The 14,832-nt window shown below is 72.8% G+C and carries 13 protein-coding genes and 1 pseudogene; 8 read left to right on the top strand and 6 right to left on the bottom strand.

Annotated elements, in window-relative coordinates:
- The first annotated feature begins 52 nt into the window (after positions 1–52).
- The gene (locus A4E84_RS10235; RefSeq protein WP_062926251.1) at positions 53–757 is read left to right on the top strand and encodes a uracil-DNA glycosylase; all 705 of its coding nucleotides are present in this window, start codon (positions 53–55) and stop codon (positions 755–757) included.
- On the opposite strand, the gene A4E84_RS10230 is transcribed toward A4E84_RS10235, so the two are convergent.
- Positions 754–1,407 carry a GntR family transcriptional regulator gene (locus A4E84_RS10230; RefSeq protein ID WP_107308295.1) on the bottom strand — a complete coding sequence of 218 codons (654 nt, stop codon included), beginning with the start codon at positions 1,405–1,407 and terminating at the stop codon, positions 754–756. The genes A4E84_RS10235 and A4E84_RS10230 overlap by 4 nt on opposite strands.
- A gap of 174 nt (positions 1,408–1,581) precedes the next feature.
- On the opposite strand from A4E84_RS10230, the gene A4E84_RS10225 reads away from it, so the two are divergent.
- Both A4E84_RS10225 and A4E84_RS10220 read left to right on the top strand, forming a co-directional pair.
- A complete protein-coding gene (locus A4E84_RS10225) occupies positions 1,582–3,033 on the top strand; it encodes an NCS1 family nucleobase:cation symporter-1 (RefSeq protein ID WP_062926249.1) in 1,452 nt (483 codons plus the stop codon).
- Between the two features lie 5 nt (positions 3,034–3,038).
- Complete coding sequence (locus tag A4E84_RS10220; protein WP_062926248.1) at positions 3,039–3,761, top strand: aspartate/glutamate racemase family protein; 723 nt, start codon at positions 3,039–3,041, stop codon at positions 3,759–3,761.
- A 1-nt stretch (position 3,762) separates the two neighbouring features.
- On the opposite strand, the gene A4E84_RS44380 is transcribed toward A4E84_RS10220, so the two are convergent.
- Entirely contained in the window at positions 3,763–4,071 is a 309-nt protein-coding gene (locus A4E84_RS44380; protein WP_237305170.1) for a hypothetical protein, read from the bottom strand.
- A 307-nt stretch (positions 4,072–4,378) separates the two neighbouring features.
- The gene (locus A4E84_RS10210) at positions 4,379–4,780 is read right to left on the bottom strand and encodes a RidA family protein (protein WP_062926247.1); all 402 of its coding nucleotides are present in this window, start codon (positions 4,778–4,780) and stop codon (positions 4,379–4,381) included.
- A gap of 303 nt (positions 4,781–5,083) precedes the next feature.
- Here A4E84_RS10210 and A4E84_RS10205 point away from each other — a divergent pair.
- Positions 5,084–5,864 (top strand): annotated as a pseudogene (locus tag A4E84_RS10205) (nucleotidyltransferase domain-containing protein).
- Here the strand turns inward: A4E84_RS10205 and A4E84_RS10200 are convergent.
- On the bottom strand, positions 5,851–6,807 hold the full coding sequence (locus A4E84_RS10200; protein ID WP_062926246.1) for an expansin EXLX1 family cellulose-binding protein: 957 nt from the start codon (positions 6,805–6,807) through the stop codon (positions 5,851–5,853). The pseudogene A4E84_RS10205 and the gene A4E84_RS10200 overlap by 14 nt on opposite strands.
- 267 nt (positions 6,808–7,074) lie before the next feature.
- Here A4E84_RS10200 and A4E84_RS10195 point away from each other — a divergent pair, with 267 nt between their 5' ends.
- The gene (locus A4E84_RS10195; protein WP_062926245.1) at positions 7,075–8,970 is read left to right on the top strand and encodes an FUSC family protein; all 1,896 of its coding nucleotides are present in this window, start codon (positions 7,075–7,077) and stop codon (positions 8,968–8,970) included.
- 258 nt (positions 8,971–9,228) lie between these two features.
- Here A4E84_RS10195 and A4E84_RS10190 read toward each other — a convergent pair whose 3' ends face one another.
- The gene (locus A4E84_RS10190) at positions 9,229–10,182 is read right to left on the bottom strand and encodes an endonuclease/exonuclease/phosphatase family protein (RefSeq protein WP_062926244.1); all 954 of its coding nucleotides are present in this window, start codon (positions 10,180–10,182) and stop codon (positions 9,229–9,231) included.
- Between the two features lie 134 nt (positions 10,183–10,316).
- Between A4E84_RS10190 and A4E84_RS10185 the strand changes: the two genes are divergently transcribed.
- The 3 genes from A4E84_RS10185 (at position 10,317) to A4E84_RS10175 (ending at position 12,823) form a co-directional block, all read left to right on the top strand.
- Positions 10,317–11,681 (top strand): amidohydrolase, encoded by a 1,365-nt coding sequence (locus tag A4E84_RS10185; protein ID WP_062926243.1) that lies wholly within the window; start codon positions 10,317–10,319, stop codon positions 11,679–11,681.
- 114 nt (positions 11,682–11,795) lie between these two features.
- On the top strand, positions 11,796–12,485 hold the full coding sequence (locus A4E84_RS10180) for a DUF899 domain-containing protein (RefSeq protein ID WP_062926242.1): 690 nt from the start codon (positions 11,796–11,798) through the stop codon (positions 12,483–12,485).
- A 155-nt stretch (positions 12,486–12,640) separates the two neighbouring features.
- Positions 12,641–12,823: a hypothetical protein gene (locus A4E84_RS10175; protein ID WP_010039591.1), complete on the top strand. Its 183-nt coding sequence runs from the start codon at positions 12,641–12,643 to the stop codon at positions 12,821–12,823.
- Between the two features lie 36 nt (positions 12,824–12,859).
- Here the strand turns inward: A4E84_RS10175 and A4E84_RS10170 are convergent, their stop codons facing one another.
- Positions 12,860–14,815, bottom strand: a complete 1,956-nt coding sequence (locus A4E84_RS10170; protein ID WP_062926241.1) for an ABC transporter ATP-binding protein — start codon at positions 14,813–14,815, stop codon at positions 12,860–12,862.
- Between the last annotated feature and the right edge of the window lie 17 nt (positions 14,816–14,832).

Below are 14,832 nucleotides of genomic sequence, written 5' to 3'. Positions count from 1 at the left end.
TGGATCTCGCCCACCTGACCACTACGACCCGGCCTGCGCCTACGGTGGAGTGATGGACGCCAGCGGACTCACCCTCCTCGACCGGCGCATCGCCGACTGCCGGGCCTGCCCGCGGCTGGTTGCCTGGCGCGAGGAGACGGCCCGTGCCAAGCGAGCCGCCTACGCGGACTGGACGTACTGGGGCCGGCCGGTGCCGGGCTTCGGGCCCGCGGACGCCCGGCTGCTGATCGTGGGACTCGCCCCCGCCGCCCACGGCGGCAACCGCACCGGCCGGATGTTCACCGGCGACCGCTCCGGAGACGTCCTCTACGAGGCGCTGTTCGACGTGGGCCTCGCCTCCCAGCCGACCGCCGAGCACGCCCACGACGGCCTGGAACTGTACGGCGTGCGCGTCACCTCGCCCGTGCACTGCGCCCCGCCCGCCAACAAGCCCACCCCCGAGGAACGGGACACCTGCCGCCCCTGGCTCGTGCAGGAACTGCGGCTGCTGCGCCCGACGCTGCGGGCCGTGGTCGTACTCGGCGCCTTCGGCTGGCAGGCCGCGCTGCCCGCGTTCGCCGCAGCCGGCTGGTCCGTGCCCCGGCCGCGCCCCGCCTTCTCCCACGGCGCCCGGTACCCCCTCGACGGCCTGGAACTCTTCGGCTGCTTCCACGTCAGCCAGCGCAACACCTTCACGGGCCGGCTCACCCCCACCATGCTGCGTGACGTCCTGCGCACGGCCGGGCGAGCGGCGGGCCTGCCCACCGGCACCCCCTAGGGAGCCTCCTCGCCGAACAGGTGCCGGACCGTGGAGCGGTAGTTGGTCCGCACGTGCGTCAGCGCGTGCGCGCGGGCCCGGTCCGGGTCGCCCGAGGCGATGGCCTCGTACAGCTCGCGGTGCTCCACGAGGAGCTGTGGCCACTCCTCGTTGCGCCGGGTCATCCAGCGCAGCCGGCCTGCGACCGGTTCCAGGGCCTCGGTCAGCAGGCTGTTGCCCGCCATTGCCATGATGCGGTCGTGCAGACGGCTGTTGACGTCGGTGATCACCTCGGCGTCCCCGGCCTCGGTCGCGGTGGCCGCGCGGTCGACGAGTTCCTGGACCTCTGCCAGGTCCTCCGGCGTCGCCCGGGACGCGGCGAGTCCGGCGGCGTAGACCTCCAGGGCTTCTCGCAGTTCGAACAGTTCCTTGACGTCGGTCGGGGTGAGACGGCGTACTACCGTGCGGCGGGGTGTCTCGAAGTGGACGAAGCCCTCGGCCACGAGGGCCCGGATCGCCTCCCGGACGGGTACGCGCGAGACACCGAAACGTTCCGCCAGCTCGCGTTCCACCAGGCGGTCCCCGGGGCGGAGGCTGCCCGCGATGATCTCCTGGCGCAGATCGGCCGTGACGCGTTCGCGGACCGCTCCGAGGGGTTCGATCTTCGTCATGCAGCCCATCTTCGTCGACGCGAGGTGTCTTTTACGCGGCGTTAACAAGAGCGACATCGGTCAGAACGGTTGACGGGGAGACCATGGCCGCAGTTTGGTATACCAAACATTCGCGGGGTGCCCCCATCGTCCTGCGGAGCAGTCCTCCGTCGTCCCCTTGCTCATGGAGGCCCCGTGTCACTCGCCGACCGTGCCGCAGACACCGGCACCCCAGCGTTCGTCCCGGATCCCCGGCTCACCAACGAAGACCTCGCGCCCGCCAAGAAGCGCAACTGGAAGGTCTTCGACCTCTTCGCCATGTGGATGTCCGACGTCCACAACCTCGGCAACTACACCTTCGCCGCCGGGCTGCTCTTCCTCGGCATGAACGTCTGGCAGATCTTCACGTCCCTGCTCGTCGGGTTCGTGATCATCTACATCGGCATGAACTGGATGGGGAAGATCGGCCAGCGCCACGGCGTGCCCTTCCCGGTGGTCAGCCGGATCGCCTTCGGCATCTGGGGCGCCAACATCCCGGCGCTGATCAGGGCCGTGATCGCCATCATGTGGTACGGCATCCAGACCTACCTCGCCTCCGTCGCCGTCAACGTGATGCTGCTGGCGGCCTGGCCCGGGCTGGAGTCGTGGACGCACAATTCCTTCCTCGGCCTGGACGCGCTCGGCTGGGTCTCCTTCATCGCGCTGTGGTTGGTGCAGGCGGCGATCATCAGCCGGGGCATGGAGTCGGTCCGCAAGTTCCAGGACTTCTGCGGCCCGGCGATCTGGTTCGTGATGATCGCCCTGGCCGTGTGGATCCTGGCCAAGGCCGGCTGGACGATCTCGCTCACCTCGACCCCCCACCCGGTCTCCGTCGGTGAGCAGTGGCGTCAGTGGTTCGGCGCGATCGGCCTGGTCCTCGCCACCTACGGCACCCTGATGCTCAACTTCTGCGACTTCTCCCGCTTCGCCCCCGACTACAAGTCCGTCAAGCGTGGCAACTTCTGGGGCCTGCCGATCAACTCCACGGCCTTCGTGATCGTGTCGGTCATCGTCACCGCGGGCGCCTTCGAGGTCTTCGGCAAGGAGATCACCGACCCGGCCTACCTCGTCGCCGAGATCGGCAACACCTGGGTGCTGGTGGTGGGCGCGCTGACCTTCGCCATCGCCACCATGGGCGTCAACATCGTCGCCAACTTCGTCTCACCGGCGTACGACCTCGCCAACGTCTGGCCGCAGAAGATCACCTTCAAGGTCGGCGGCATGATCAGCACGGTCGCGGCCCTGCTCGTCACGCCCTGGAACCTCTTCTCCAACCCGACCGTCGTGAACTACTTCCTCGGCGGCCTCGGCGCCTTCCTCGGCCCGCTGTTCGGCGTGATCATGCTCGACTACTACTGGGTCAAGCGCGGCCGCGTGAACGTGGACGAGTTGTTCGACGCCGCCCCTGGCTCCCGCTACTACTACCGCAAGGGCGTCAACCCCAAGGCGCTGTGGGCGTTCCTGCCGGCGGCCGGTGTCGCGGCGGTGCTCGCGCTGGTGAAGACCTTCAGCGACGTCGCCCCGTACTCCTGGTTCATCGGCACGGCGCTCGCCGCCGGTCTGTACGCGGCCCTGTGCCGTCCCGAGCGCGCCACCGCGGAGGCCTGAGAGACGTGCGAATCGTCGTCACCAACTGCAACACCACGCAGGAGATGACCGAGGAGATCGTACGAGGTGCCCGGGCCGCCGCAGGTCCGGGCACCACCGTGACCGGACTGACTCCCGCCTGGGGGCCGGCGTCGGCGGAGGGCTGGCTCGACAGCTACCTGTCCGCCGCGGCCGTCCTGGACACTCTGCGGACCTATGACGGAGCGCCGTACGACGCCGTGGTCATGGCCGGATTCGGGGAGCACGGCAGGGAGGGCGTGCGGGAACTGGTGGACGTGCCGGTCGTCGACATCACCGAGGCCGCCGCGCACCTCGCCTGCCTGCTGGGCCGCCGCTACGGCGTCGTGACCACGCTGGAGCGCTCGTGCGGCCAGATCGAGGACAGCCTGGAGACGGCGGGCGTGGCGCGGAACTGCGCGGCCATCGTCGGAACGGGCCTGAACGTGCTCGACCTCGGCGACGACGAACGCACCGAGACGGCGTTCCTGGCCGCCGCCGAACGGGCCTGCGCGGCCGGGGCAGAGGTGCTCGTCCTCGGCTGCGCCGGCATGACGGGGCTGCAACGGGTTGTCGGGGAGAAGCTGGGCCTGCCGGTCGTCGACGGGGTCGGTGCGGCGGTCAAACTGGCGGAGTCCCTGGTGGCACTGGGGCTGACCACGAGCCGGGTGGGGAGCTACGCCGAGCCGCTCGTGAAACCGAGGGCGTGGGGCAGGCCCGCGGGGCGGTAGCTCATGCCGGGCCGTCGAGGGTGACGTCGTCGTGATGGGCCCCGTAGAACCCCACCTGCCGGGCCATCACCTCCCGCATCGACGTGCCCCGCGGGATGCCGTACACCGTGCCGGGGAAGTCCAGCGCCTCCTGGATCTGCCAGAGTTCGTCGTGCTCCCCGGGGGCGAAGAGCCGGGCCCGGGGCGCGCCCGCCGCGATCCAGCCGATGGCCAGGACGGTGCCGGGCGGCAGCACGGAGTTGACGTGCAGCACGCTGTGGATGCGCAGCTCCGAACCGGCGCCCGCGACGGCCCGGGAAGACGCAGGCACCCGTGGCCACGAAGACCTCGTCCTCCAGGGTCGCCCCGTTGACATGGGCGTGCGGACCGACCAGCACCGCGTCACCGATCACGGCGGGGTGCGCGGACCGCCCCCGCACCAGCGCGTTCTCCATCACGACGACGTCCGCCCCGACCCGCACTTCGCCGTCCTCAGCGGTGAGCACGGCCCCGTGCAGCACCCGGCTGCGCTCACCGAGGACCACGGCCCCGCACAGGACGGCCGTCGGGGCGACGTACGCGGAATCGGGGACGACGGGGCGCCGCCCGCGGTGCTCGATCAACATGGCGGTCCTCGCCTACTCGGGAACGACGGCTGTCGCCGTGATCTCCACCAGTTGTCCCGTGTACCCGAGGCACGCCACGCCGATCAGCGTCGAGGCATGCGGACCCGCACTGAGGCCGGACGCCTCGACCACGCTCCAGACGGCGGACAGTACGGCCGGTTCACCGCTCACCACGTACACGTCGGTCGCCACGACATGCGCCAGATCGCTCCCGACGGCGTCCAGCTGCTCCCGCAGGTTGGCGATGACCTGCTCGGCCTGCCGCACCGGATCCCCCGGCCCGACCAGTGCGCCGTCGGGGCCCAGCGGTACGGAACCGGCGAGGAACGCCAGCCGCGTGCCGGCCTCTACGACGGACGCGTGGGAGTAGGTGGGAGGCGGGAAGAGAGTTGGGACGGTGACGCGGCGGATCACGTGCGGTCTCCGATCTGCGGGCGGCGACAGGGCAACCCACCGATCATGGGGGCCCCGGCACGCGTACGCACCCGTATTTCGGTTCCCGGCGACGGGGGCGCCCCCCTACGCTTCCCGGACCCGTCCGCTCAGCTCCCTACGCATCCCCGGACCCGTCCGCTCAGCTCCCTACGCATCCCCGGACCCGTCCGCTCAGCTCCCTACGCATCCCCGGACCCGTCCGCCCAGCCCCCTACGCATCCCCGGACCCGTCCGCCCAGCCCCCTACACATCCCGGACCGCCCGTCTGCCCAGGAGCCAGCCGTGCCCACCGCCCCGGACCACACCTTCCTCGCCACCACCGCCGACCGCCTCGCCGCCCTGCCCGCCGTGGAGGCCGTCGCCCTCGGCGGCTCCCGGGCCCTGGGCGCCGAACGGCCCGACAGCGACTGGGATCTGGCGGTCTACTACCGCGGCGCCTTCGACCCGGCCGATCTCCGCGCGGTCGGCTGGGAGGGCGAGGTCTGCGAGACCGGCGCCTGGGGCGGCGGCGTGTTCAACTCGGGCGCCTGGCTGACGATCGAGGGCAGGAGGGTGGACGTCCACTACCGCGACCTGGCCGTCGTCGAACACGAACGGGCCGAGGCGGAACAGGGTCGCTTCCGCGTCGAGCCCCTCATGTTCCACCTGGCCGGCATCCCGACCTACCTCCTCGTCGCCGAACTCGCGATCAACCAGGTGCTGCGGGGCGAACTGCCGCGTCCGGGCGCCTATCCGCCGGCGCTGCGCGTCACCGCCCCGGCGCACTGGCACGGCATGGCCGCGGCCGGCCTCGCCTACGCCAAGGCCGGCCACGCCCCGAAGAACGCCGTCACCCAGGTCGCGGGCGCGATCGCTCTCGCCGCGACCCAGAGCGCACACGCGGTGCTGGGCGGCGCGCGGGGAGTGGGTCACGAACGACAAGGGGCTGCTGGCGCGGGCGGGACTCCAGGAGGTGGACACGCTCGTGCGGAACCTCCCGGACGGTCCGGCCGCGCTCACCCGGGCCGTCACCGACGCGGAGACGCTCCTCGCCCGGGCCGTGCGCGCCGTCACCGCCGGGTGAACTGCACGCGGGTCGGCTGGACGGTGTCCGGGCGGATCGCGAGGCCGTCGACGGTGAGCTGTTCGCCGTAGATGTCGGTGAGCCTGAGGGAGCCGCCGCAGCCGGTGCCGTCGGGGGAGAGGAAGTAGTTGTACTCGGTACGCGTCAACCGGCTCCAGCCGCCGCCGGTCCTGACCTCCAGCCGGGCCAGCGGGTTGCGGTGGCCGAGTGCCTGGATGCCGCACCAGTGGCGGCTGGAGCCGGTCTTGTAGCGGATCGAGACCGTGTCGGACGTGGCGGGGCTCAGCAGGCTCCAGGTGATCGGTATCCGTCCCGCGGACAGACCGGCGAGCTTCGCGAAGGCCTCCTTGCTGAGGTCGAGCTGCCCGGGGGCGCAGGGCAGCGGGCACTCGTTGGTGACCCGGACGGTGACGGAGGCTCCGCTTGCGGCGCGGACCAGGATGTACGCCCCGCACGCCTGGGACGTCTCGTAGTCGGTGTGGTTCATCGCCGCGACCATGAGGTCGGGGCTCGGGCCGTACAGGCAGGCGCCGTCACCGTCTTTCGCGTCGTAGTGGGTGGCGACGCCCGTGTAGGTGGTTCCGGGCTTGATCCGTCCCGCCAGGGGCGCGGTGCCCGACGCCGGACGCGGCGCGGGCGATCGGGTGGTGACGGGCGAGGGCCGCGCCGGCGGGGTGGTCGCGGAGGCCGCGGCGGCCGGGGTGCGCTTCGGAGCCGGGGAGGGTGTCGAGGGCTTGGGTGCCGGTGTGGGCTTGTGTGTCGTCGGCGAGACGCTCGGGCGGGTGGCGGCCGTCCCGGCGGCCGTCCGTACCGTGTCCGGCTCGCCGCCCGGGCGCAGGGCGATCACGAGCGAGACGAGGAGTCCCACGGCCGCCACGGCGACGGTCCAGACGAGGGCCGTGCGCCGCTTTCGGAGGGGACGGCGATGAGATGCGGATGCCACGGATGAGTCCTTCGAGTCCTTGCGTGGTTCAGGAGAACGCGCGCTCACGACTCACCAGTGGTCGCCGGGGCCAGAAAGGTTGCCGGGCTCGTTTCCGGATTGCGTACATTCCGGATTGCGTACATAAAGAACGCCGGTTCCCAGCGGTCCGACACGTTCCGGAAACCTATCCTCCAGGAACCCCGCCTACCGTGGGCAGCCACACCCCGCCCCGGCCGCCGTCGCCCGAAGGCTTTCCCCTGCCCTCGTCGAGACGACAGGAGCCCCGTGTCCCGCCGCATCGCCCCGCATCTGCCGCCCTGGCTCGCGCACGCCCTGAGCGCACAGCGGGGGCCGGTGCCCTGGAGCGCGGTGACGCGGGGGGCCCTGTCGGCCGGGCCGTTGCTGCTCGTGGCCGTGCAGACCGGTCTCACCTCCCTCGGCGTCGTCGCCGCCGTCGCCGCCATGCTGGCCGGGATCAACGACCGGCCCGGGAGCCGGCGCGTCTCGGTCAAGCGGATCGGAGTACCCGCCCTGGGCGGTGCCCTGGGGCTCGTGATCGGGACCTACACCGGGCAGGAGACCGGGGCGGTCGTGCTCACCGTGGTCCTCACGGCCGTCGGGCTCGTCGCCGGAGGGATGAGCGCCGTCGGGCCCGTCGCCTCCGCAGTCGGGACGCAGCTGCTGGTCGGCGCGGCGATCGGCGCCGGGATGCCCCTGCCCGAGCCGGGCTGGGAGCGGGCGCTCGCCTATCTCGCCGGGGCGGGCTGGCTGCTCGTGCTGCGGCTCGTCCTGCCCACGCCCGGCTCCCTCCCCGGTGACTTCCGCTTCGACGGGGAGCGCGCGGCCGTGGTCCGTGTGTACGAGGCCGTCGCCGAACTGCTCGACGCCGTCGGCGGGCCGGACGCCATCCGCCGCCGGGCCGCCCTGACCGCCGCCCTCGACCACGCGCAGGACGCCCTCGCCGGGCCCCGGCTGCGGAGGTACGCCTCGTCCTCCACCGAGCGGCGCCTGCACGCGCAGTACGCCGCTGCCCTGCCCCTCGCCGAGGCCGCCACCGCGCTGGCCTGGGCCGAGGAGCCCATCGCCGAGCGGGCCTCCGAAGGCCCCCGGCGGCTCGCCGCCGCCGTGCGCGGCAACACCCACACCGGGCCGCTGCCCGCCCCGTCCCGTTCGGCACCCGCCCTGCGCGCCCTCGACGACGCCCTCCTGCACGCCGCCGAGGTGTTCGACCAGGGGCGGGGTGGTGATCTGCACACGCGGCCCAGGAGCGCCGGGGACCGGCTGCGCGCGGCCTTCGGCAGTGCCGGGCGCGAGTACGGGTTCCGCGTCGCCCTCTGCTTCGGCGCCAGCTCGGCGGTCGCCCAGGCCCTGCACCGGAGCCAGTGGTACGGGCAGCACGAGCACTGGTACTGGCTGCCCGCCACCGCCGTGTTCCTGGTCAAGCCCGACCTGGGGCCGCTGGCCTCGCGGGTGCTGAACCGGGCCGCCGGGACCGTCCTCGGGGCGCTGCTCTTCGCGGCGCTCGCCGCGGTCCTGCCCCGCCCGGAAGGGCTCATCGCGCTCGTCGCCCTCAGCGGCGCGCTCATACCCGTGGCCACCCGCCACTTCGCCGCCCAGACCGCCGTCGCCACCGTCCTGGTCCTCGCGCTCGTCATGGTCGGCGGCGAGCCCCAGGCCTCCGCCGGCCGGATCGGCGAGACGCTGCTGGCCTGCGCGATCGTGCTGATCGTCGGGCACCTGCCGATGCCCGGACAGCACGGCGGGGGAGTGCGCGCCCGGCTCAGGGCGGCGAGCGACGCCGCGCACGCCTACCTCACGCACGTCCTCGACGAGGCCGACGCCCCCCGCATCGGGACCTCGGGCACCCCCTCCGGCCACCGCGCCACCCGCTGGACCCTGCGCCGCGAGGCCTACCGCACCCTGGCCGAGGCCCGCTCGGCCATCTCCCTCTCCGCACACGAGCTGCCCGCTCTCGCCCGGCACACCGAGGGCGCGGACGAGGTGGCCGACCTCCTCGAACGCCTTGTCGACACCACGACCGCCTGCGCCGTGCACCTCGACGACACGGGCCGGCTCGGGACTCGCCACGAGGAACGCCTCGCGGCCGTCCTCACCGAACTCGCCCGCCGGGGCGAGAGGGTGGGACTACAGCCACCGCCCCGGACACCCCTCGCCGGCTAGCCCCCACCCGGCCACCGCCTGGCCCTCACCCGGCCCGCGTCGGTTGGCCCTTACCCGTCCGCGTCGGTTGGCCCTTACCCGTCCGCGTCGGTTGGCCCTTACCCGTCCGCGTCGGTTGGCCCTTACCCGCCCGCGGCGGCCGGCCCTTACCCGCCCGCGCCGTCGTGCCCGCCCTCCCGGTGTCGCCGTCGGCCTGCCGCTCCTCGGCGCCCTGCTCGCAGCAGGCCCTCCGGCACTGGCACTGTCAACCCAACCCGCTCAGCCGCCGACCCGTACCCACACCGGAGCGTGGTCCGACCCGGGCTCGCCGCGGCGCTCCGCGGGATCGGGGCCGACCGACGGCAGGCCGGGCGGGCCCTCGCCCGGCAGGCCCGTGCCCGCCGCCGTCGTCCGGTGCACCAGACGGTGGCTCAGCAGCACGTGGTCGATCAGCTCGCGCCGCCCGGAGTTCACCCGGGACCAGCGCTGCCCGGGCGGGATGAGCGGGGCCACGTCCCACAGCCGCGTCGCGTCGCCCCGGTCGGGCCGGTCGTAGCCCGGGGTGCCGATCTCCGAGCCGGGTGGGCCGAGCAGGATCTGCGTGGTCGCCGCCTGCACCTCGTCGTTCAGGTCGCCCAGTATCGCCACGTCCCGCTCCTGCCCGTCACCGGCCAGCAACGCGTCCGCGAGCGCGCGCAGCGCCGTCGCCTCGGCGGCCCGCCGGTACAGGGCGTAGGCGCCGTAGCGGGCCCGTTCGCCCTCGTCGCGCGGCTGGAACCGGCCGTCCGGATACGACAGCAGCTTCGACTTCAGATGGCAGACGGCCACGCGCAGCAGTCCGTCCCCGCCCTCGATCTCAACGGCCAGGACGCCCCGCCCCGCCTGCCCCGCCGTCAGCCCCGCATCGTCCGCCTGGACGGGACGCAGCTCCGCCGGGAACGCCCGCGTGTCGGCCACCACCGTCAGCGGCGTACGGCTCAGGAACCCGACCCGTATGCCCCGGCTGTCCGGATGCTCGGACAGGGCGACGTGCCAGTCGTCGTCGAGCATCCCGGCCAGGTCCTTCAGGGCCTCGGGGTCGCCGACCTCCTGCACGCCGAGCAGGGCCGGATCGAGCTCCGTGATCACGGCGGCGAGCGCGGCGAGCTTCGCTTCGTAGCCGGCCTCGTCCGGCGGGCCGTACGGGCCGCCGGGCCGGTAGAGGTTCTCCAGGTTCCAGGTGCCGAGGAGCATGCCGGGCTCCTTTCAGAAGCCGACAGACGGGGTGGTGAGGCCAGGGTGCGCGCCCGGCCCGCCCCGCGACAGAGCCGTGACGGGATGTGCGGTTCGGCTCATGCCGCCCTACGACGCCGTCGTACGTTGGCGTGATGACGCCTTCTGCCGCGGACGATCCCGCCGAGCTCATCATCAGCGCATGTACGGTCCTCGTGCACGACGATCAAGAGCGGATCGGGTTCGCGGAGGACGCCGCGGTCGTCGTGCGGGGCGGGATCGTCGAGGCCGTCACGACCACCGCGCAGGCCGCGGACCTGCCCGCCGCCGAGCGGATCGACGCCGCCGGCCAGGTCGCCCTGCCCGGCTTGATCAACTGCCACACGCACGCGCCGATGGTCGCGCTGCGCGGACTCGCCGAGGACCTCCCCACCGAGGAGTGGTTCAACGACGTCGTCTGGCCCGTCGAGTCCAACCTCACGGCGACGGACGTCGAGTTGGGGGCGCGGCTCGCCTGCGCCGAGATGATCCGGGCGGGCGTCACCTGCTTCGCCGACCACTACTTCGCCATGGACGCGGTGGCCCGGGTGGTCACGGAATCCGGCATGCGGGCGCTGCTCGGCGAGGCCTTCTTCTCCTCGCAGGGGCCCGAAGGCCGGGAGCGGTCGCTGGAGTTCGCGCTGCGCCACCGCGGAGCGGCCGACGGCCGGATCACCACCGCGCTCGCGCCGCACGCCCCCTACACGGTGGACGACACCGACCTCGCCGCCACCGCCCAGCTCGCCCGCGCGCACGGCCTGCCCGTGCACCTCCACGCCGCCGAGAACCGCGACCAGACCGAGACCAGTCTTGCCCGCCACGGCGTCACCCCGATCGAGGTCCTGGAACGCACCACCCTCCTCCACACGGACCTGCTCCTCGCCCACGGCACCGGCATCGTCGACAGCGACCTCCCCCTCCTGGAGCAGGCGGACGGCCGCACCGCCGTCGCCACCGCGCCCCGCGGCTACCTCAAGTTCGCCTGGCCCGACACCACACCGGTCCGCGCCCTGCGCGACATCGGCGTCGACGTGGGACTCGCCACCGACGGCGCCGCCTCCAACAACAGCCTCGACGTGTGGGAGTCCATGGCCCTCACCGCGCTGGTGCAGAAGTCGGCCGAGGGCGACCCGCGCCGGCTGACCTCCCGGCAGGCCCTGCACCACGCCACGCTGCAGAGCGCCCGTGCCGTGGGTCTCGGGGACAGCGCCGGCAGCATCGCACCCGGCCGGCGGGCCGACATCGTCCTGGTCGACCTCACCGGGCCGCACACCCAGCCCGTCCACGACCTGGCCGCCACCCTCGTGCACAGCGCCCGCTCCGCGGACGTCCGCACCACGATCGTCGACGGACGGATCCTGATGCGCGACCGGGAGCTCCTGACGATCGACGTGCCGGCGGTGGTACGGGAGCTGGGGGAGCGCCTGCCCGCACTCGTCGACCGCAGCCACGGCCGGCGCATCCAGCGGTACGACACCTGACGGCACGCGCTGCGGGGGGCTTGTGGCCGTTCCGGGAAATTCCGCCGGACGGCGATGAGTTCCGTCCCTCCCGCCGGTCACCACCCCGGACGGACCGTTGTCACAGGAGGGCCCATGTCGCTTCCGGAGATCGTCTCGCGCGGCGAGTGGCGCGCGGCCCGCGCGGAACTGCTGCTCAAGGAGAAGGCTGCCACCCGCGCACGGGACGCGCTCAGCGCCGAGCGGCGCGGACTGCCCATGGTGGAGGTCGGCGAGGAGTACGTCTTCGAGGGCGGGGACGGCAAGGCCACTCTGCTCGACCTGTTCGAGGACCGGCGCCAGCTCGTCGTCTACCACTTCATGTTCGCGCCCGAGTGGGACGCGGGCTGCCGCAGCTGCTCCGCATTCCTGGATCAAATAGGGCATCTCGCTCATCTTCAGGCCCGTGAAACGTCGTTCGCGGCCGTGTCCCGCGCGCCCTACCCGAGGATCCTGCCGTTCAAGGCGCGGATGGGCTGGACGCTGCCCTGGTACTCGTCGCACGCCTGCGACTTCAACCGTGACTTCGAGGTGACTCTGGAGCGTGAGGGCGAACTCGTCGAGCGGCCCGGCCTCAGCTGCTTCCTCCGGGACCGCGACCGGGTCTTCCACACCTACTCGGCGTACGGGCGCGGCCTCGACGGCCTGGGCTCGACCACCAGCCTGCTGGACCTCACCGCGCTGGGCCGCCAGGAGGAGTGGGAGGAACCCGAGGGGCGCGCGTCGGCCTTTGGGGCGCCTGCGGGAAGTGAGCGCATCCGATATCACGATGAGTACGACGACTGATACGGAAAGTGAACACATAGGCCAAGAGGCTGAGAAGTTGGTCACACTTGGCGGTGAACGCGTGTCAACTACGTCTCAGTACCGTCACTTCGCGAGCCGTTCACCCCATGGTTGGCGTTTAACTCTACGAGTACAGCGCTACATGGAGGTGCAGGGTGAACGGGCGAACGGTGCTCGAACGCTTTCCCGCCGGTGGGCCGCGTGGCTCCTGGCCTGCGGAGGAATTCGCGCAGGCACGGCGAAGCGAAGGCCTGCCCGCCGAGGTCGTCATGGACCTGGCCACGGACATGTTCCTGGTGATCGTGCGCAGTGGGGACGTGGCCGACGCCACCGCCTGACGTGTGCCGTCAGGCGCCACCGCCTGACGTGTGCCTTCAGCCCGCCTTCGGCGCCGGCACCTTCCTGACCGGCGCGGGCGACGAGGCGAACTGCTCCGCCTGGAGCGCGTACAGCTCGGCGTAGACGCCACCGGTGGCCAGCAGCTCCTCCGGTGTCCCGGACTCCACGAGCCGGCCCTGGTCCAGGACGTGCACCAGGTCCGCGTGCCGTACGGACGCCAGCCGGTGCGTGATCAGTACGACCGTCTGGCCGCTGTCGGCCAGGGCGCGGATCCGCTCGAAGACCTCCAGCTCGGCCCGGGCGTCCAGGGCCGCCGTCGGCTCGTCCACGATCAGGATGCGGCCCCTGCGGTAGGCCGCCCGGGCGATGCCCAGCCGCTGCCACTGGCCGCCCGACAGTTCGTGACCGCCGCTGAAGTTGCGGGCGAGCAAGGTGTCCAGTCCGCGCGGCAGGTCCGCGATCACCGTCTCCGCCCCCGCGTCGGCGACCGCCGCACCCAGCCGTTCCTCGCACACGGGCATCGAGGAACGCCCCAAGGCCACGTTGACCCGGGCCGTGAACGGCCACCGCTTGAAGTCCTGCGCCACCATCGCGATCCGCTCGGCCAGCCGGTGCCGGTCCGCGGTCGCCGCGTCCACGCCGTCCCACAGGATCCGCCCCTGCTCCGGCGTGTAGAGCCCGGCGAGCAGCTTGACCAGGGTCGTCTTGCCGGAGCCGTTCTCGCCGACCAGGGCCACGATCCGGCCCAGCGGCAGGCTCAGTGTCACGTCGTCGAGAGCGGGGCGGGCGGAGTCGCCCGGGTAGCGGAACGTGACGTTCTCGAAGCGGATCTCCTGCGGATCCTCCGGCAGCGCCACACCGCCCGCCGGGATCGCCCACTGGTCCGCCTCGGTGTACAGCCGGTGCAGGTCCCCGACGAAGAGCGCCTCCTCGTGCAGCGCGTTGACCTCCACCACGAGCGTGTCGAGGCTCTGCGAGCCGGTCCGGATCGCGATCACGGCCGTCCCTGCGACCGACAGGGCCATCGCCCCCGCCAGCAGCAGCCCGCCCAGCGTCGCGTACGTCGCCACCGTCGCCAGGCCCGTCCACGCCGCCGCGATCAGGCCCGTACGGGCGGCGAGCTTGGCCAGGCGGGCCTGCTCGGCCTCGGCCGTCTCCGACATCGCGCGGAAGTGCCGCAGCAGGAAGGAGCCGACCCCGTGCACCCGGATCTCGGGAGCCGCCTCGGGCTCGATCAGCAGGTTGCCGAGCAGCCGCCCGGCCCGGGCGTGCTGCACCCAGGCGTGGAAGGACTCGTAGCGCCGCCGGGCGACGGTCAGCGCGCTCCAGGCGCTCGGGAGGGTCATCGTCACCAGCAGCGGCAGCAGGGCAGGGTGCAGCACGGTCAGCACGCCCGCCGCCGCGACCAGCGAGATCATCGCGTTGATCACGCGGGTCCCGTAGGAGATCATCCGGCGCGCCGAGGCGGCGCCGTACTGCGCGGTGTCCAGCAGCTTGTGGAAGGCGTGGTCCTCGATCGCGGCCAGCTCGACGGCCGCGGCCCGCTCCAGGTACCGCTCGGTCGCCACCCGCTCGACCTTGGGCTCCAGCCGGCCGGTGGCGTAGGTGCTCGCGGCCCGCAGCAGGGCCGCGAGGAACATCACGACGGCCACCGTGGCCAGGGCGGGGGCGGCTCCGCGCAGCCGGTCGTCGATCGGGCCGCCGCTCATCAGCCCGGCCAGCACGCTGTTGACGGCGAGTAGGGCCACCGCCTGCGCCACACCCCGGCCCGCCTCGGCGGCCAGCACGATCCGCGCCGCACCCCGGTCGGCCTGCCGGGCGAGCCGGAGGCTGGACGCGAGCAGGGACGGCAGCCGGGTGATCATGGCGCGGAAGTTCAGCTCCAGGAACGCGTCGGCGTGCTGGTTCCAGCCCATGTCGTAGCGCAGCGGGCCGCCGAACAGCAGCCGCTCCGACTCGGACACCTCCGGCGCGGTCCGCTTTTTCCCCACCGTCGACCGACCTCCCC

This window comes from Streptomyces qaidamensis (assembly GCF_001611795.1).
Taxonomy (GTDB): domain Bacteria; phylum Actinomycetota; class Actinomycetes; order Streptomycetales; family Streptomycetaceae; genus Streptomyces; species Streptomyces qaidamensis.
Note: the sequence above shows the minus strand (reverse complement) of the source record. Positions and strands in the feature narration are given on the sequence as shown.